Below are 18,440 nucleotides of genomic sequence, written 5' to 3' on the forward strand. Positions count from 1 at the left end.
TAAACACTACACATTTAGCATACTTAACTGAACTGTCCTGTACATTGTTAACCGCCTTCCACTTCTAGCCTCTACCTTTTAACCTCTACCTTCTACCTTTGATTGTTCCCTCGAGTAGTTCATACTGAGCGAAGCGAAGTACAGTCGAGAGGCTTCGTATCAATAAAACCTGTTTTCAGGTCTATTTAAGGTAGGTCTCATCTGAAAACACAAACTGATCACTTTTCAACTGAACACTGAATACTTCCTTAACGAACCTTGCGTAATCCTTTGCAATCTTCGCGGTAAAACTATTAAACTTTCAAACAACTTTAAAAAGTTAACCGATTAAACTTTTAAACAATTTTAAACAACCGCACAATTAACCGATTAACCAGTTAAACAATTCAACAGTTAACAAGTTAAACAATTAACCTTTAAACAACCTTAAACAATTAAACAGTTAACCGATTAACCAGTTAACCGATTAAACCATTAAACAACCTTAAACAATTAAGCAGTTAACCGATTAACCAATTAAACCTTTAAACAACCTTAAACAATTAACCGATTAAACAGTTAACCGATTAAACCATTAAACAACCTTAAACAATTAAGCAGTTAACCGATTAACCAATTAAACCTTTAAACAACCTTAAACAATTAACCGATTAAACAGTTAACCGATTAAACAGATAACCGATAACCGGTAATCCCACATCACAAACTTTTCAAAATTAATTCGTGCATCCGTGGCAAACCACATCGTTTGCACTGAGCCATTTGTGACATTTGTGTCATTTTATGTTCAAAAATGACAACCATCAAGAAACGAAAAACAGTATGCAATATCTTTCAACAAAAAAAAGTATGGCTATAGTAAAAGCACCCTTTGCAATCACTGGCACGATAGACGACCTAAACTTTTATCTCGATCAAGATAAAATCAACCGCGTTCGCAAAAAAGCAGATTCGGCTAAGACGACCAAAAAGAACCGAAACGCATCCAACGATCACCTCATAAAAATGCAAGGCCAAGAAATGAGCCATTGTTCTAAAACTTCCAAAATATTTCGTCGATTAACGCAAGCCTTTAATAATAACGCAAAAGACGGCAGTTATGCAGGAAGAGCCAACGCCCTCTTTTTGAATATCGTAAAAGAAGACCATAATAATGAACGAGGGAATCGTTTAGTAACTGAAGGCATCAAATCCAAATACGGTCAAGAACTCCTTTTAGGCTTTGAAAGCAACAAATTACGCCCCCTTCCACTGGTACTACCCTCAAATAAATGGACACTAAAAAACCACGGTTTTAAGTATTCAAATTGTAATTTAGAAACCGACCTCAATTGGCCTGAAGATGCCACTCATATCACCTTCAATCTAGCCATTGCCAATTGGAACCTAGAAACCAACCACTTCACCACCATCTATGGCGAACCACAATTTTTTCCCAAAACCAGTACCCCACAAGACATAACCATAACGGTTAAACCGCCTACAGACCAAGACCTCCACCTCACTTTTTTATTTATTGGCTTTTCCAACCAAATCGGTAGCAAACACATCCCGCTCCACCGCAAACACAACACGGCAACCCTAATAGCTTACCACTACTTTCCCCAACACCTCAACGATAATACTCCAGCTCAAACCGAAACCTCAGCTGAAAATTTAAAACCTCCATTTAGCTTTTCCTAACCCCAATAAAAAACCCTTTCAGAATCCAAAACTCAGAAAGGGTTTAAAAATAGCATCAATTAACTCCTTATAAAGCCTACCCGATAGCTCAAAATCCGAAAAAATTTGTGAATTTGCGGTTATCCTCCTCACTAAACTTTCCGAACCATGTACAACACTTTGCGACCTTGTGTCTTCGCGGTTCACTTTTTGGAATTTTAAAATTTGGAATTTCCATTAGCATATTCGATAGGCCACATCTCCGGAGGAAATCGCACGTCATCCTCAGCCGTACGTTCCAGTGGTAAAGTCGAAAAAGAAATCAATTTTGAACCCGCTTCAAGCGACTCAATGGCATTAGCATAGCCTTCAGGTATGTGCAAGACTTTACTTTCGTTAGCCGAAAGCAAGACATTCTCCACAGACAGGTCTTTCGAAGGAGATTCCCAGTGGTCCACTTTGACAAAATGTACTCGGATGGAACCTTGTACACAATAAAAATACTTGTTATCAATGCGATGCCCTTGCCAAGCACGCAAAGGGTGCTCCTCAGAATTACTGATAATATAAAACCGAGCAATCTCTTCAAAGACCATCCCATTCACAAACGAAATTTGCCCTCTAAGATCGGTATGGATACCTCCTTCTATTAGTCTAGGTTGTTTCACTATAGCTCCCATATCATTTTCTTGTCTTGTTAACTTCCAACTGAACTTTCCTGTACATTGTCAACTACCTTCCACCTCTAACCTCTACATTCTATCTTCTACATTCTATCTTCTACCTTTGATTGTCACCTCGAGTAGTTTATACTGAGCGAAGTCGAAGTACAGTCGAGAGGCTTTGTTTCAATAAAACCTGTTTTCAGGTCTATTTAAGATTGGCTAAACTGAAAACACCCACTGATCACTTTCCAACTGAATACTGAATACTTCCTTGGCGAACCTTGCGAAACACTTTTCGAACTTCGCGGTAAAACTATTAAACTTTCAAACAACTTTAAACAGTTAACCGATTAACCAATTAAACCTTTATACAACCTTAAACGATTAAACAATTAAACAGTTAACCGATTAACCAGTTAACCAATTAAATCTTTAAACAACCTTAAACGATTAACCAGTTAACCGATTAAACAGTTAAACAATTTTAAACAACCGCACAATTGACCAATTGACCAGTTAACCGATTAATCAATTTTAAACAACTTTAAACAGTTAACCGATTAACCAATTAAACCTTTAAACAACCTTAAACAATTAACCAGTTAACCAATTAACCGATTAAACAGTTAAACAATTTTAAACAACCGCACAATTAACCGATTAGACAGTTAACCGATTAAACAATTTTAAACAATTAACCAGTTAACCAGTTAACCGATTAAACAGTTAAACAATTAACCGATTAACCAGTTAACCGATTAAACCATTAAACTTCTTTCGTCGCCCAATACCTAATACCCAAATACACCCCACTCATCACTATTAAAATCAATATAAAAACAGTAAGCGTCAAAGCCTGTTGTTGGATCAAATAAATGGCAGAGTAATTCACTCCCAACTGCACCACAGCATACCCTACAGCCACAGCCACATGGGGCAAGCGCTTTTCATTAGCCAAATACTGATACAAGTGCGAACGATGTGCTTCGAGTATATTTTCTTTTTTGCGAAGGCGATTGAAAATGGTCAGAACTGCATCTATACCATAAACAGCGAAGAAAAGCAAATAGCCTATTTGTTGCGTAGCCACAATCAACTTCACCATATAGTAACCCAAAAACAAAGCCATAGCTACACTCCCTACATCACCCGCAAAGGTTTTAGCTCTTTTTCTCAAATTAAAGAAAGCAAATACCAAACAGGCTATTCCCATAACATCAAGCATAGGCACATCTTCTACCAATTCTGGTAAAAAACGGAAAGAAACGAGGCTCACCAAAGCATACAAGACCGTGATCCCGTTGATGCCATCCATAAAATTAAAGGCATTGGTCCAACCGATTAACAAAATTGCTACTACCGGCAGCCACCACCAGCCCAATGTTATGAGTTCTAAATCATACAACACCAAACCAATAGCCAACAGATGAGCCAATAATCTTGGAAATTGCGACAATGGACGGATATCATCAATAAAACTAACCACTGCAACGAGTAAGATCGACAAAGACAAAGGCCAACTCACGTACCCCATCCCAAAACCAAGCACCACCGCTATGGGAAATAAAATCCCTCCACCTCGTAGGGTAATCTGGGTATGAGAAGAACGCAAGTTAGGTTTATCGATAATATTAAACCGATCCGCAATTTTAAAATAAAAAAGTTCCGCTAGTAGCAGAACTAGAAAAAATAGAATATATATCATTTTTTAAACTAAATTTTGATTTATAACTCCCAGCCGTTAGCTAGAGTGCATTACATTGCTACAGCTATTTAAAACGTATTGAGAAGCTTTTTGTGCACCCAAATGTTCTCGATACAATTTTCAAAAAAAGCTATCGCATTTTTCGAAAATCACTCGAACTGACGATTCGTATTTCGAGAACTTCTTGAGTCCCCCAAGCAAGCAAAGAGTTAACCGATGCGTCAGTTCAAGTAGAATTGAAACGTGACAGCTTTTCAATTCATATCGAGAAACAAACCGCCCTCGATACAATTTTCAAAAAAAGCTACCGCAATTTTTTTAAAACCACTCGGTCTGACGTTTCACTTTTCGAGAACTTCTTGGGTTCCCCCAAGCAAGCAACGAGATAACCGAGGCGTCAGTTCGAGTAGAATTGAAACGCGATAGCTTTTCAATTCATATCGAGAACCCTTATGTACCCAAACGCCCTCGATACAATTTTTAAAAAAAGCTAACGCATTTTCTAAAAACCACTCGGTCTGACGTTTCACTTTTCGAGAACTTCTTGGGTTCCCCCAAGCAAGCAACGAGATAACCGAGGCGTCAGTTCGAGTAGAATTGAAACGCGATAGCTTTTCAATTCATATCGAGAACCCTTATGTGCACCAAACGCCCTCAATACAATTTTCAAAAAAAACTACCGCAATTTTTTTAAAACCACTCGGTCTGACGATTCGTTTTACGAGAACCTCTTAATTTCCCTAAGCAAGCAACGAGATAACCGAGGCGTCAGTTCGAGTGCATTAAATTGCCATAGCTATTTAATGCGTATCGAGAACCTTTTTTTAGCTAAATTCACTAAAGCTTCGAAATCGCCATTAATTAACGCCTCTTTTTTTGCTCTTGACCACTTTTTAATTTGTTTTTCTTTTTCAATTGCTATAGTAATATCCGTAAACTCACAATAAAAAACAAGTTCAAGTGGCCTTCTGTTAGCGGTGTAACAATCTGGATAATAGCCCGTATTATGTCTAAACAATCTTTGTCCCAAATTACTAGTAACGCCAGTATAATAACTACCATCTGAACATTTTAGAATATAGACATAAGAAAGTTTCATAGATTATCAGCAAATAATTACAATTCAAATCTTCCGTCAGTTCGAGTGTTTTTTAAAGACAATGCGACAGCAATTTTTTTAAAACCACTCGGTCTGACGTTTCACTTTTCGAGAACTTCTTGAGTCCCCCTAGCGTCAGTTCGAGTGTTTTCTATGCTCTGCGGCAGCAAGGGTATAGAAAATGTATCGAGAACGACGCCTCTCTGCAACCAAACGCCCTCGATACAATTTTCAGAAAAAGCTAACGCATTTTCTAAAAACCACTCGGTCTGACGTTTCACTTTTCGAGAACTTCTTGAGTCCCCCTAGCGTCAGTTCGAGTGTTTTCTATGCTCTGCGGCAGCAAGGGTATAGAAAATGTATCGAGAACGACGCCTCTCTGCACCCAAACGCCCTCGATACAATTTTCAGAAAAAGCTAACGCATTTTCTAAAAACCACTCGGTCTGACGATTCGTATTTCGAGAACTTCTTGAGTCCTCCAAGCGTCAGTTCGAGTGTTTTCTATGCCCTGCGGCAACAAGGGTATAGAAAATGTATCGAGAACGACGCCTCTCTGCANAATAAAACTGACAAAGTCCTAATCGGGGCATAAGTAGCTAACTTTGATCGAAGAGAAGGTTCACTTTGTCAGTTTGGTTGTTGATTAAAAGTAATTTAAATTTATTTAGCAAATCTAAAGGATCGCAGTGAAAATCCTTTGTTGCCGGGGTTCGGCAACAAAGATTATAACGGAGAGCGGGACTTTGCTCACAAGAAAGCGATTTGAATACTGCTCCTAAAAAAATTACTCTTTGGCAGCCAAATAACGCTCGGCATCCAATGCTGCCATACAACCTGTACCTGCAGCGGTAATGGCTTGGCGGTACACGTGATCGGCGGCGTCTCCTGCTACGAAAACTCCTGCTACATTCGTTTTTGAACTTCCTGGAACGTTTATGATATAACCCGTTTCGTCTAAGGTCAAGTAATCTTTGAAAATATCGGTGTTAGGTTTGTGACCAATGGCCACGAAAAATCCGGTAGCTGGAATGTCATACACTTCATCGGTGGTTTTGTTTTTTACTTTGATAGCTGAAACCACTTGTTCATCTCCTAAAACTTCAACTGTATCATGGTTTAAAAGGATTTCGATGTTTTCGGTTTTGCGTACTCTTTCTTCCATAATTTTGGAAGCTCTGAATTTTTCGCTTCTAACCAACATTGTTACTTTTTTGCACAATTTAGATAAGTAGTGTGCTTCTTCGCAAGCAGAATCTCCTGCTCCAACGATTACCACTTCTTGGTTTCTATAGAAAAAGCCATCACAAACGGCACAAGCTGAAACTCCGCCACCCATTTTTAAATAATGTTGTTCTGATGGTAAACCTAAATATTTTGCAGAAGCCCCTGTAGAAATAATTACAGTTTCGCAGTGCAATTCGATAGTATCGTTAATCCAAACTTTGTGAATATCACCAGAAAAATCAACTTTGGTAGCCCAACCGTCTCGCACATCAGCGCCAAAACGTTGTGCTTGTTGTTGCAACTGAATCATCATTTCTGGACCAGTTACACCATCTACATAACCAGGGAAATTTTCAACTTCATTGGTCGTTGTCAACTGTCCACCAGGTTGCATTCCTTGGTACAAAACAGGATACATATTGGCTCTAGCAGCATAAATAGCAGCGGTATAACCAGCAGGACCTGAACCTATAATTAGGCATTTTATTTTTTCGATAGTATTTGACATTGTGTTTTGAGTTTTTTAAAATACACGCAAAAATAGGATTTTAAAAAATAATAACTCGCTTTGAAGTATTTGTTTTGATTATGGAGTAATAAAAAAACACATTCTTACTAAGTAAACTACAATAGTATTTGTTATAAAATGTTTCTTTTGAAGTCGCTTATCATAAACGTAACAAGTAGAAAATAAAAAAACCTTTCTGAAATCCAGAAAGGTTTTTGTCGGGGTGGCAGGATTCGAACCTGCGACCTCCTGCTCCCAAAGCAGGCGCGATAACCGGGCTACGCTACACCCCGTAACGCGGGTGCAAATATAGAACACTTTTTTGGCTATCACAAGTTATTTCAAAAATAAAATTATTTAATGCCTTACACCAAGCAGTAAAACAAAAGATTCAATTCAATTACAATTACTTAGACCAACTTTGAATAACAAAAGTATGTAGCAATTATTAAGATAAAAATTGGCATTGTTATTTCATTTTTACTAACTTTAATCTCCTAATCAATTAAAAAACAATTATTTAAAATGAAAAAAAATCATTTAACCAGCTTAGCACTAACTTTTCTTCTTTTGTCAATTAGTTGTCAAAAGAAATCTGAAACCACTACTGAATCTACTCAACCAAAAGATTCCATTACTACTACCAGTTCAGAACCAGTAGAACCAAAAACAGATTTTAAAAAGACTGTAGCTTATAAAACGATACGTTTTGAAATAACTAAATCAGGCGATACCTTAACGATTCAACCCTCAGGTTTTGAATCAGACAACACAAAAGTCTCCAAAACGATTGACGGTACCGTTACCAATGTAGAAGTAGATGATGTAAATACGGATGGCTCTCCAGAGCTAATGATTTATATTACTAGTGCTGGAAGTGGAAGTTATGGTACGGCAATTGGTTTTTCTGGGAACAACAATAAATCAATGAGCGAAATCACCATCCCAAGTATGGTAGACAATCCTAAAGCGAACAAAGGATATATGGGCCATGATGAATTTGCAATTGTTGAGGGCACTTTAGTGCAACGATTTCCTATTTATAAAGAAGGAGACACTAACAGCAAGCCAACAGGTGGAATGCGACAAATTCAGTACAAATTAAAAAACGGAGAAGCTTCAAAAGTTTTTGCAGTTGACAAAATCATTGAATACTAATCGAGGTATCAAATTACTTTATATTGATTGATACTACTTACAAAAAAGACACTTTTTAAAAGCAAAAAATTTAATAAAAATGAAATAAAAAGAGATTATAATTAGCAATTCAACAATGGTAAGAAATGATTAACTAAGCATTAGCAAAAGTTAACAAAATAGATTTTCAATAACCATAAAAAATTGTATTTTTACCGCTCAAAATTCAAAAACAAATGGGCAAAATCATTGCGATTGCTAATCAAAAAGGAGGCGTTGGAAAAACCACAACATCCGTAAATCTTGCAGCATCATTAGGTGTTTTAGAAAAAAAAGTTTTATTAATTGATGCTGACCCTCAAGCTAATGCCACGTCAGGACTTGGAATTGACGTTGAGTCAGTTGAAATTGGCACCTACCAAATTTTAGAACACAGTCATACGCCACACGAAGCTTTACTTAAATGTACCGCTCCAAACGTAGACGTGATTCCTTCCCATATCGACCTTGTGGCTATCGAAATCGAATTGGTCGACAAAGAAAACCGTGAGTACATGCTCAAAAAATCATTAGAAAGCATCAAAGATGAATACGATTACATTTTAATTGATTGTGCTCCATCTTTAGGTTTACTAACTTTGAACGCACTTACTGCCGCGGATTCTGTAATTATCCCTATTCAGTGCGAATATTTTGCACTCGAAGGATTAGGAAAATTATTGAATACCGTAAAAAGTATTCAAAAAATTCATAACCCAGATTTAGACATCGAAGGATTATTACTAACTATGTATGATTCTAGACTACGATTATCTAATCAAGTTTTAGAAGAAGTACAAAAGCATTTCAACGATATGGTTTTTGAAACTGTAATCCAACGAAATGTGAAACTGAGTGAAGCTCCTAGTTTTGGTGAAAGCATCATCAACTATGACGCAACTAGCAAAGGAGCAGTAAACTATATTCACTTAGCTCAAGAAATAATAAAGAAAAATAGCAAATAGGTTTTATGACAAAAGCAGTAAAAAAACAAGCACTCGGTAGAGGATTATCCGCATTATTAAAAGACCCTGAAAACGATATTAAATCGGTTGAGGATAAAAATGCAGACAAAGTTGTTGGTAATATTATTGAGCTTGAAATTGATGCTATTGAAATTAATCCATTTCAACCTAGGACTAATTTCAATGAAGAATCACTGCGTGAATTAGCCACTTCTATTAAAGAATTAGGTGTGATTCAACCTATTACGGTTCGTAAATTAGATTTTAATAAATACCAATTAATTTCTGGGGAACGTCGTTTGCGCGCTTCTGTTTTAGTAGGACTTACCACAGTGCCTGCATACATACGAATTGCCAATGACAACGAATCATTGGTTATGGCTTTGGTGGAAAACATTCAACGTCATGACTTAGACCCAATTGAGATTGCACTTTCCTACCAACGTTTAATGGATGAAATCCAGTTGACTCAAGAACAAATGAGTGAAAGAGTGGGTAAAAAACGTTCTACCATTGCCAACTATTTACGTCTTTTAAAACTAGACCCAATTATTCAAACTGGAATTAGAGACGGTTTCATCAGTATGGGACATGGTCGTGCCATCATCAATGTTGAGGATTTAGACGTACAAGCCCAGATGTATCAGAAAATTGTTAGCCAGAATCTATCTGTGCGTGAAACAGAAACTTTGGTAAAAAACTATCACGAAAGTTTGTTGCCAAAATCTAATACCCCTTCAAAATCTGCAGCTTTTGAAATTGATGACGAACAACAACACAGTTTTAATTCTTATTTTGGAACCAAAGTAGACTTAAAAGTGGCTGGTAACGGAAAAGGAAAAATAACAATTCCATTTCACTCTCAAGAAGATTTAAACCGAATTATCAAATTAATCAAAGGGTAGTGACTAAATTCCTAACCACATGTATCCTCACTTTTTTTCTCGGGAATGGTTTTGTTTTTGCACAAGATAAAAAAACGGAAGGTTTAGTTGCAAAAGACACTGTCCAATCCAATGATATTGACCCACTAACACCTGCAAAAGCTGCTTTTTACTCTGCTATTTTGCCAGGTTTAGGTCAAGCCTACAATAAAAAGTATTGGAAAATTCCATTAGTTTATGCTGGAATAGGCACAAGCTTGTATTTTTATATTGACAATAATAGAAAATACAATCAATACCGGGATGCTTACAAAAGAAGATTAGAAGGCTACAACGATGATAAATTTTCTTATTTAGACAATAGCCGACTCATTGCAGGACAAAAATTCTACCAACGCAACAGAGATTTATCGGCATTAGTAACCGTTGGTTTTTATGTTTTAAACATTATAGACGCCAATGTAGATGCGGCTTTAATTCAGTTTAATGTAAATGAAAATCTTTCTTTAAAACCTGAAATTTACCCAAACGATGTAACGTTTCGTCCCAACGTTGGACTAACTTTCAATTATACTTTTTAAGAAGTACTTATTTTAAATCAAAAAAAATGAAGATTGCGCTTTTAGGATACGGAAAAATGGGCCAAGTAATTGAAAGAATTGCACTTGAAAGAGGCCACGAAATTGTTTTGAAAAAAGACGAATTCAATACTTACGAAGGACTAGAAAAAGCCGATGTTGCTATAGATTTCAGTGTCCCAGCAGCAGCAGTTGCCAATATTTCGGCTAGTTTTAACAACAATGTCCCTGTAGTTTCTGGCACTACTGGTTGGTTAGAACACTATGACGAAATGATTGCCTTATGTAAAGAAAAAAAGGGTGGTTTTATTTCTAGCTCTAACTTCAGTTTAGGAGTAAATCTTTTTTTTGAATTGAATTCCTATTTGTCAAAAATAATGGCTCCTTACGATTCTTATAAAGTGTCAATGGAGGAAATTCACCATATCCACAAATTAGACGCACCAAGCGGAACGGCTATAACCCTAGCCGAGGGAGTTATGGAACATAGTAACTATTCTAAATGGACTTTGGATGCAAGTCCAAAAGAAAACGAACTCCACATTGAAGCCATTAGAACTGGGGAAGTACCTGGTACGCATACGGTAACCTACAATTCCCCTATCGACGCCATCGAAATCAAGCATACTGCTCACAACAGAGAAGGATTTGCCTTAGGTGCTGTCATTGCTGCAGAATGGTTGGCAGGAAAACAAGGCGTTTTCACAATGAAAGATGTTTTAAATTTTAAATAATCATAGAGCTACATTAGTTTTAAAAAATACCGAATCCTATGACACTATATTCTTGGTTTGTATTCTTTTTAGTTATTCAAATAGTCCATTTTTTGGGGACATGGAAAATGTACGAAAGTACAGGAAGAAAACGCTGGGAAGCGGCTATTCCTATTTACAATGCCATCGTATTAATGAAAATAATCGGTAGACCAACTTGGTGGACGATTTTATTGTTCATTCCAGTAATCAACTTAATTATGTTTCCTGTGGTTTGGGTAGAAACCTTACGTAGTTTTGGAAGACGCTCAACAGTAGACACTATCTTGGTAATCCTAACCTTTGGTTTTTATTTGTATTACATCAATTATACACAACCATTAAATTATATAGCAGACAGAGACACAGCGCCTGACCACAAAGCGGCTGATACTGTAAGCTCATTGCTATTTGCAGTTATTGTTGCTACGATTGTTCATACTTATTTCATTCAACCATTTACCATTCCGACTTCATCTTTGGAAAAATCATTATTGGTAGGAGACTTTTTGTTTGTAAGCAAAATGAACTATGGAGCAAGAGTTCCGATGACTACCGTTGCAATGCCAATGGTTCACGACACCATTCCATTAACTAAGAAAAAATCGTATTTAAATTGGCCACAATTGCCATATATGCGATTCCCTTCTATCGAAGACATCAAACGAAATGATATCGTAGTATTCAACTGGCCAGTAGACACAGTATATAAATTTAGAGACAAATCTGGTTTGCGTGTTGACAAACCTATCGATAAAAAATCAAACTACGTAAAACGTTGTGTAGGTTTACCTGGCGATAATTTATCTATAAAAGATGGTTTAATTTACATTGATGGAAAAGAACTTATCTTACCAGAAAGAGCCAAACCTCAATATTCATACAAATTGGCTTTGGATGGTAAAACGCCAATTGATTTTGAAACTTTATTCAAAGAACTAGACATTACAGACCCTGCAGGCTTTTTAGATGACCAAAAAAGAGATACTTTATTTATTAGTGCCCTAACGGCTGCTGGAGCTGAACGCTTTAAACAAGTACCAGGTATTACTTCGGTGACTAGAATAATTTCAAAAGGAGGAGAGAAAAGTGTCTTTCCTCATACCAAAAACTGGAATCAAGATAACTACGGACCAATTTATATTCCGCAAAAAGGAAAAACGGTGGCTTTGAATTTAGAAACGCTTCCTTTTTACAAAAATATCATAACCGATTATGAAAATAAAAAATTAGAAGTAAACGGAACCGAAATCAGAATTGATGGTAAAGTAGCTACTAATTACACTTTTGATCAAAATTATTATTGGATGATGGGAGACAATCGCCATAACTCTGAAGACAGTCGTTATTGGGGATTTGTTCCAGAAAACCATATTGTGGGTAAACCTATTTTTATTTGGTTGAGTTGGGATACTAACGGAAAAGGCATCAACAAAATCCGTTGGGACCGCGTTTTCACAACGGTTAGCGGAGAAGGCCAACCACAATCTTATTTCAAGTACTTCTTATTTGCTTTAGTTGCTTTCTTTATTGGAGAATATTTTTGGAAAAAAAGAAAAGCTAAAACTGAGATTTAACCCAATGTACAACGTTTCTTCAAAAGTCATATTTTTCCTTTTCGGATAGATATGACTTTTGACTTTAAAAAAAGTAGTATGAATACATTAATACACCCCTCGTATTTCCCTTCTATCAGTCAGTTTGCGGCTATGGTACAGTCGGAAGTGGTGACCTTTGAAGTTGAAGATAATTTTCAAAAACAGACGAATAGAAATAGAACTTACATTTATAGCCCGAATGGGATTCAAATGCTAAATATTCCTATTAAGCACGCCAACAAAGGACATCAAAAAACAAAAGACATTACCATTGAAAATGATTTTGATTGGCAAAAGCAGCACTTTAAATCGCTTGAAGCGGGTTATAGAAGCTCTCCTTTCTTTGAGTTTTTTGAAGATGATTTTATGCCATTTTTTGAAAAAAAACACCACTTTTTGATGGATTTGAATTTTGAAACCATTGCTTTAGTGGAAAAATGCCTAAGATATCCGCTAGAATTTAAAAAGACAGATGAATATTTTCACGAAGTAGCAGATGACATTTTTGACGCTCGAAGCCTAGTAAATGGCAAAAAAGACCCTAATGTTTTTGAAACCTATACTCAAGTTTTTGATGATAAACACGGCTTTATTAACAACTTAAGTGTGTTGGATTTGATTTTTAATGAAGGAAAATTTGCTTTGGATTATCTGAAAAATCAAAAGATTATTGTGAAATAAATTACCTATTGACGGTCCTTTAGCCCCGATTGAAGCGGAAATCCTTTTGTGCCGGGGTTCGGCACAAAAGATTATAGCGAAAAGCGGGAAACCATAACTCCAAAAAAGCCTTTTGTTTCGCTCCTAAAACTACTTTTAAAAACTCAATTTGGCTATGATGGGATAATGGTCTGAGTTTTGAAACTCGGGAAAACTCTGAAAATCTTTAACTTCCATTTGATTGTCTGCAAAAATATAATCAATCCTCGCAGGGTAGTATCGAAAGGTATAGGTTTGCCCAAAGCCTTTTCCGGCTTCTTCGAAAGTGTCTCTCAATTTGCCTTTTACATTGCGATACACGTACGAGAAGGCGCTGTTGTTCAAATCGCCACAGATGATTAACGGATAGGTACATTCTTTTTTATGAGCGATAAAAATTTCGGCTTGTTCTTGTTGTTGCCTGAAAGCTTTGCTAATTCGGTTGTATAATTTCTGTGATTTTTGTTGATTGATGACTTCGATATTTTCGGAAATTTCGTGTACGTCTGGCGAAATTTTTATGGATTGAAAATGGATATTATATACGCGAATAATGTCTTTTCCTCGCTTGATATCGGCAAAAATGGCATTATTGTTAGAATGAGGAAAAACAATATTGCCTTGATTAATTATAGGAAATTTTGAAAAAATGGCTTGACCTGTACGAATTTTGTCGCCTTCAATAAAAATATAACGATAGGGATAGACTTTTAAATCAATATTCCCGTGGTTGGAATATTCCTGAATGCACAGAATATCAGGATTGTTTTGATTGATAAAAGCCAAAATTACTTCTGGTATGTCGTCTCTATCAATCCATTTGAATACGTTGAAAAGACGGACATTGTAACTCATTATTTTAAAGTCCTTTGGAGACTCAGGGTGGACTTTTTGTGAAAACTTGTAAAATTTATTGATAAAAGTAATCCCCATCAGTAATACCAAACCCGATAGAATCATTCGCTTTTTGAACTGAATTCCCCAATAAATGAAAAACAAACCGTTAAGCACAAAAAAGACAGGCATAAAAAGGGTAAAAACCGCAAACAACGGAAACACTTTGGGCGACAAAAAAGGAAAAATGTAAGCCGTAAAGGTGAATACAGTTAGCACTATATTCAAGAAAAACATTATTTTATTGAACCAAGATAGGTTTTTCATTTTTTATTAGTTTCAAGTTGAAGATTTAGATGTACTGCATCTAAAACGACATTATTTTCCGGCTTTAAACAAAAATTCTTTTTCTTCTTTGGTCAGACAATCATAACCCGACTGACTAATTTTATCCAAAATTTCATCGATTTGTTGTTGGGTTTTGTCTTTAGTAACAATTCTAGAAGTCGTTCTTGTTGGTTCTTTTCTTGCGTAATTAACGTGTACTTTCTTGAACGGTTTTTTCTCTTTCTTTTGAAACAAACTCATAAAAAAATCAGTTATTCCAGAAACCAATTTACTCAAATCCAAACCATTAACCAATAGTTTTATAAATAAAAAACCAAAAAAGGCACCAGCAAAGTGAGCGATGTGCCCGCCCATATTCTCTAAACGAAATTGAAGCACATCAAGCAATAAAACAAAAGCTGTTATGTACCACAACTTTACTCTACCAAAAAGAAACAATTGCACTTCCATTAGAGGTTGATAGGCTGTAGTGGCTACCAATATTGCATAAATTGCTGCCGAAGCTCCAACAATTAACGAAGTATACTGTAAAAAATAATAAGAAACCACAAACACTATCCCCGAAAAAATAGAACTTAGCACATAGAGTCCCACAAACTGCTTAGTAGTAAAAAAGGTCAAAAATAATTGACTACAAAAATGCAAGACAAGCATATTGAAAAATAAATGACCAATCCCGTCGTGAAAAAAAGCATACGATAGATATGTCCAAGGATGTCGTAAAGAAACCAAAGGGTCTGATGATAAAGCAATCCAATCAGGAAAAACAAATTGACCAAACTTAAATTGGTAAAAAAGAGGTATAGAGATTAAAAAGATGCCTACATTCCAGAAAATGAATTGCAATGCAACATCTCCCAAACGGTAACGCGATTTTAAATCATCGAATATATTCATAAAGTGATGCATTAATGACTCAAATATAAGCAAAGCTATAAAAAAGAACTATCTTTTTTAATTCCAACGATTGTTATTGAATTGATTTTTTTTCCAGTACCACATCATCAAGAAACCTAGCAGAGCACCTCCCAAATGCGCAAAGTGAGCAATTCCTGAAGAACCGCCAAAAATAGAACCTCCTGTTACACCAGAATATAAATCGATTAATAATAATCCTGGCACAAAGTATTTTGCTTTGATTGGAATTGGGATAAACATCAATGCTAACTCTGCATTAGGAAACATAAAAGCAAAGGCAACCAACAGTCCGTAAATTGCTCCTGAAGCGCCAACTACTGTCCCAAAATAAGCTCCTACAAACTCATTGAACTCAGTAACTGTAAGCAATTCTTGCCATCTTGTATTTATTTTTCCTTCATTCAAAACTTGCAAAATATCAGCTTTAGTAAAACCATTTGAAATTAAAGTATTCAAGCCATTTTCAAAGAAATAGTAATTCACTCCTGTATGCAACAAAGCCGCTCCTAATCCACATGAAATGTAAAAAAACAAAAACTTTTTGCCGCCCCAAAAGTGCTCTAAGGCAGAACCAAAAGAATACAAAGCAAACATATTAAACAAGATATGCATGACATTTGGTAATGGAGCATGCATAAACATATGCGTGAAAATTTGCCACACATGAAAATCTGGATTGTCAAAATAATACATAGACAATAAACGATACGCGGGTTCGCCCACAATCATAGAACCAATATAAAACAGCACGTTAATAATCAACAATTGCTTAACGGTAGGTGTGATATTCATCATACAGCAAATTTTTTATCTAAATCTTCCACACGCATAGTAATGAAAGTAGGTTTATTAAAAGGAGAAATATTGGGTTCTTTACATGCAAAAAGACCGTTTACCACATTTTCTTGTTCTTTTTCGGTTAAGTACGTTCCTGTTTTTACTGCTAAACTTTTGGCCATTGATTTGGCTATCGTATCGCTTTGACTAAAACTATTTTCTGGAATCCCATCGTGCAAATCAGCTAATAATTGTTCGATGACCAAAGCCACTTCACTTTCTGAAATCGTAACAGGAATACCTGAAATCACCACATGGTCTGTAGCCGAAGTATCAAAAACAAAGCCTGTTGCAGTCAATGTACTTTGCAATTCTGCAATCAACGCCATTTCATCGGTCGAAAAGAATAAATTCAACGGAAACAACAACTGCTGACTAGCCGCTTGGTGCATAGTCATATTGGCCAAAAACTGCTCATACAACACTCTTTGGTGAGCGCGCTGTTGGTCGACAATAACCATTCCTGACTTTATAGGCGAAACAATATATTTTTTATGAATTTGATATGTTTTTTGAACCGCTTGTTCTACTTCGTTATCCGAAAACAATGAGGAAGAAATCGCATCTGTTTCAAAAGCCATACTAGAAAATTGCTCGGGTTCTGGGTCACGTTCTATCTCTGGTTCTAACCCAACATATAAGCTTTCCCAACTTGCCGTAGCTTCTGGTTTCTTATAACTTGAATAGGATTTTTGAGGTGTTGGAGTCGATTCAGCGAAAGGGTTAAAATTACCATTAACTTCAATCGTAGGAAAAGAACCTTCCAAATCTTTATAATGATACGGTGTATCCAAATTGGCATCTCTATCAAAATCCAATACAGGAGCTACATTAAATTGCCCAAGACTATGCTTAATAGAAGCTCTTAGAATAGCATACAAAGCGTGTTCATCGTCAAATTTAATTTCAGTCTTTGTAGGATGAATGTTGATATCAATCGTATTGGGCTCAACGGTGAGGTACAAAAAGTAACTAGGTTGCAAACCATCTTTCAAAATACCATCAAAAGCTGCCATTACCGCGTGGTGCAAATAGCCACTTTTTATGAATCGGTCATTGACAAAGAAAAACTGCTCTCCTCTACTCTTTTTTGCAAATTCGGGTTTACTAACAAAACCTTGAATGCTTACTATTTCCGTTTCTTCGCTAACTGGAACTAACTTTTCATTGGTTTTACCAGCAAAAATTCCAACTATACGCTGACGCAAAGTGGCAGGAGGCAAATTGAACATTTCATTTCCGTTGTGATAAAAAGTGAAATGAATTTTGGGATGCGCCATAACCACACGTTGAAACTCATCGACCACGTGACGAAATTCAACAGTATCCGATTTTAGGAAATTACGACGGGCTGGAATATTAAAGAAAAGATTTTTTACGGCAAAAGATGTTCCTTTGGGTAAAACAGCGACTTCTTGGGAAACAAACTTACTTCCTTCGATGATAATGTGAGTACCCAATTCGTCTTGATCTTGCTTGGTTTTCATTTCTACGTGGGCAATCGCTGCGATAGAAGCCAATGCTTCTCCACGAAACCCTTTGGTGTTTAATGAAAATAAATCTTCGGCCAAACGGATTTTAGAAGTAGCGTGGCGTTCAAAACACAAACGCGCATCTGTCACACTCATTCCAACGCCATTATCTATGACTTGTACCAGTGATTTTCCGGCATCTTTTATGATTAATTTAATGTCGGTTGCTTTGGCATCGACTGCATTTTCTAGCAATTCTTTGACTACAGATGCAGGTCTTTGCACTACTTCTCCAGCAGCAATTTGGTTAGCGACGTGATCTGGCAGCAATTGAATAATACTCGACATTAAAAAAAATTAGATTTAGAGATTAAGGATTTGTGATTAAAAAAATCAAAAACCGAGGAGGACAAATTTAAGCAAAAACTATTGGGTTTTGCTAGCGTCGCACTCATAAAAAAAACAAAAAACCTATACTTTAAAATTCGAAGTATAGGTTGTATAAATTAAGAAA

The 18,440-nt window shown here is 36.2% G+C and carries 16 protein-coding genes and 1 tRNA gene; 8 read left to right on the forward strand and 9 right to left on the reverse strand.

The window, feature by feature from the left end; genetic code table 11:
* Positions 1-849: 849 nt before the first annotated feature.
* Entirely contained in the window at positions 850-1,683 is an 834-nt protein-coding gene (locus FLAVO9AF_RS07770; RefSeq protein WP_159686703.1) for a hypothetical protein, read from the forward strand.
* 197 nt (positions 1,684-1,880) lie between these two features.
* Here FLAVO9AF_RS07770 and FLAVO9AF_RS07775 read toward each other — a convergent pair whose 3' ends face one another.
* From FLAVO9AF_RS07775 to FLAVO9AF_RS07795, 5 genes are all read right to left on the reverse strand, one after another.
* On the reverse strand, positions 1,881-2,342 hold the full coding sequence (locus FLAVO9AF_RS07775; protein WP_159686706.1) for a dTDP-4-dehydrorhamnose 3,5-epimerase family protein: 462 nt from the start codon (positions 2,340-2,342) through the stop codon (positions 1,881-1,883).
* Between the two features lie 751 nt (positions 2,343-3,093).
* Positions 3,094-4,032 (reverse strand): glycosyltransferase family 4 protein, encoded by a 939-nt coding sequence (locus FLAVO9AF_RS07780; protein ID WP_159686710.1) that lies wholly within the window; start codon positions 4,030-4,032, stop codon positions 3,094-3,096.
* Between the two features lie 796 nt (positions 4,033-4,828).
* The gene (locus FLAVO9AF_RS07785; protein WP_159686714.1) at positions 4,829-5,131 is read right to left on the reverse strand and encodes a GIY-YIG nuclease family protein; all 303 of its coding nucleotides are present in this window, start codon (positions 5,129-5,131) and stop codon (positions 4,829-4,831) included.
* A gap of 786 nt (positions 5,132-5,917) precedes the next feature.
* Positions 5,918-6,865, reverse strand: coding sequence for a thioredoxin-disulfide reductase (trxB, locus tag FLAVO9AF_RS07790; protein ID WP_159686719.1), 948 nt, complete (start codon positions 6,863-6,865; stop codon positions 5,918-5,920).
* A gap of 218 nt (positions 6,866-7,083) precedes the next feature.
* Positions 7,084-7,158, reverse strand: a tRNA-Pro gene (locus tag FLAVO9AF_RS07795).
* Between the two features lie 232 nt (positions 7,159-7,390).
* On the opposite strand from FLAVO9AF_RS07795, the gene FLAVO9AF_RS07800 reads away from it, so the two are divergent.
* From FLAVO9AF_RS07800 to FLAVO9AF_RS07830, 7 genes are all read left to right on the forward strand, one after another.
* A complete protein-coding gene (locus tag FLAVO9AF_RS07800; RefSeq protein ID WP_159686723.1) occupies positions 7,391-8,023 on the forward strand; it encodes a PliI family lysozyme inhibitor of I-type lysozyme in 633 nt (210 codons plus the stop codon).
* Positions 8,024-8,238: 215 nt separating this feature from the next.
* Entirely contained in the window at positions 8,239-9,006 is a 768-nt protein-coding gene (locus FLAVO9AF_RS07805) for a ParA family protein (RefSeq protein ID WP_159686727.1), read from the forward strand.
* Positions 9,007-9,011: 5 nt separating this feature from the next.
* Complete coding sequence (locus FLAVO9AF_RS07810) at positions 9,012-9,911, forward strand: ParB/RepB/Spo0J family partition protein (protein ID WP_159686730.1); 900 nt, start codon at positions 9,012-9,014, stop codon at positions 9,909-9,911.
* Complete coding sequence (locus FLAVO9AF_RS07815; RefSeq protein ID WP_236552296.1) at positions 9,911-10,471, forward strand: DUF5683 domain-containing protein; 561 nt, start codon at positions 9,911-9,913, stop codon at positions 10,469-10,471. The genes FLAVO9AF_RS07810 and FLAVO9AF_RS07815 overlap by 1 nt, the downstream gene beginning before the upstream one ends.
* A gap of 26 nt (positions 10,472-10,497) precedes the next feature.
* Positions 10,498-11,202 carry a 4-hydroxy-tetrahydrodipicolinate reductase gene (gene dapB, locus FLAVO9AF_RS07820; RefSeq protein WP_159686733.1) on the forward strand — a complete coding sequence of 235 codons (705 nt, stop codon included), beginning with the start codon at positions 10,498-10,500 and terminating at the stop codon, positions 11,200-11,202.
* 38 nt (positions 11,203-11,240) lie between these two features.
* Positions 11,241-12,797 carry a signal peptidase I gene (lepB, locus tag FLAVO9AF_RS07825; RefSeq protein ID WP_159686736.1) on the forward strand — a complete coding sequence of 519 codons (1,557 nt, stop codon included), beginning with the start codon at positions 11,241-11,243 and terminating at the stop codon, positions 12,795-12,797.
* A gap of 78 nt (positions 12,798-12,875) precedes the next feature.
* Entirely contained in the window at positions 12,876-13,499 is a 624-nt protein-coding gene (locus FLAVO9AF_RS07830) for a WbqC family protein (protein ID WP_159686739.1), read from the forward strand.
* A gap of 135 nt (positions 13,500-13,634) precedes the next feature.
* On the opposite strand, the gene FLAVO9AF_RS07835 is transcribed toward FLAVO9AF_RS07830, so the two are convergent.
* Genes FLAVO9AF_RS07835 through mutL form a run of 4 tightly spaced genes read right to left on the reverse strand, consistent with a single transcriptional unit; the run spans position 13,635 to position 18,274 of the window.
* Positions 13,635-14,678, reverse strand: a complete 1,044-nt coding sequence (locus FLAVO9AF_RS07835; RefSeq protein WP_159686742.1) for an endonuclease/exonuclease/phosphatase family protein — start codon at positions 14,676-14,678, stop codon at positions 13,635-13,637.
* Between the two features lie 51 nt (positions 14,679-14,729).
* Positions 14,730-15,596 carry a rhomboid family intramembrane serine protease gene (locus tag FLAVO9AF_RS07840; protein WP_159686745.1) on the reverse strand — a complete coding sequence of 289 codons (867 nt, stop codon included), beginning with the start codon at positions 15,594-15,596 and terminating at the stop codon, positions 14,730-14,732.
* Positions 15,597-15,653: 57 nt separating this feature from the next.
* Positions 15,654-16,412: a rhomboid family intramembrane serine protease gene (locus tag FLAVO9AF_RS07845; RefSeq protein WP_159686747.1), complete on the reverse strand. Its 759-nt coding sequence runs from the start codon at positions 16,410-16,412 to the stop codon at positions 15,654-15,656.
* A complete protein-coding gene (gene mutL / locus FLAVO9AF_RS07850; RefSeq protein ID WP_159686750.1) occupies positions 16,409-18,274 on the reverse strand; it encodes a DNA mismatch repair endonuclease MutL in 1,866 nt (621 codons plus the stop codon). The genes FLAVO9AF_RS07845 and mutL overlap by 4 nt, the downstream gene beginning before the upstream one ends.
* Positions 18,275-18,440: the final 166 nt, after the last annotated feature.

Origin of the sequence: Flavobacterium sp. 9R, assembly GCF_902506345.1 — a bacterium.
Taxonomy (GTDB): Bacteria; Bacteroidota; Bacteroidia; order Flavobacteriales; family Flavobacteriaceae; genus Flavobacterium.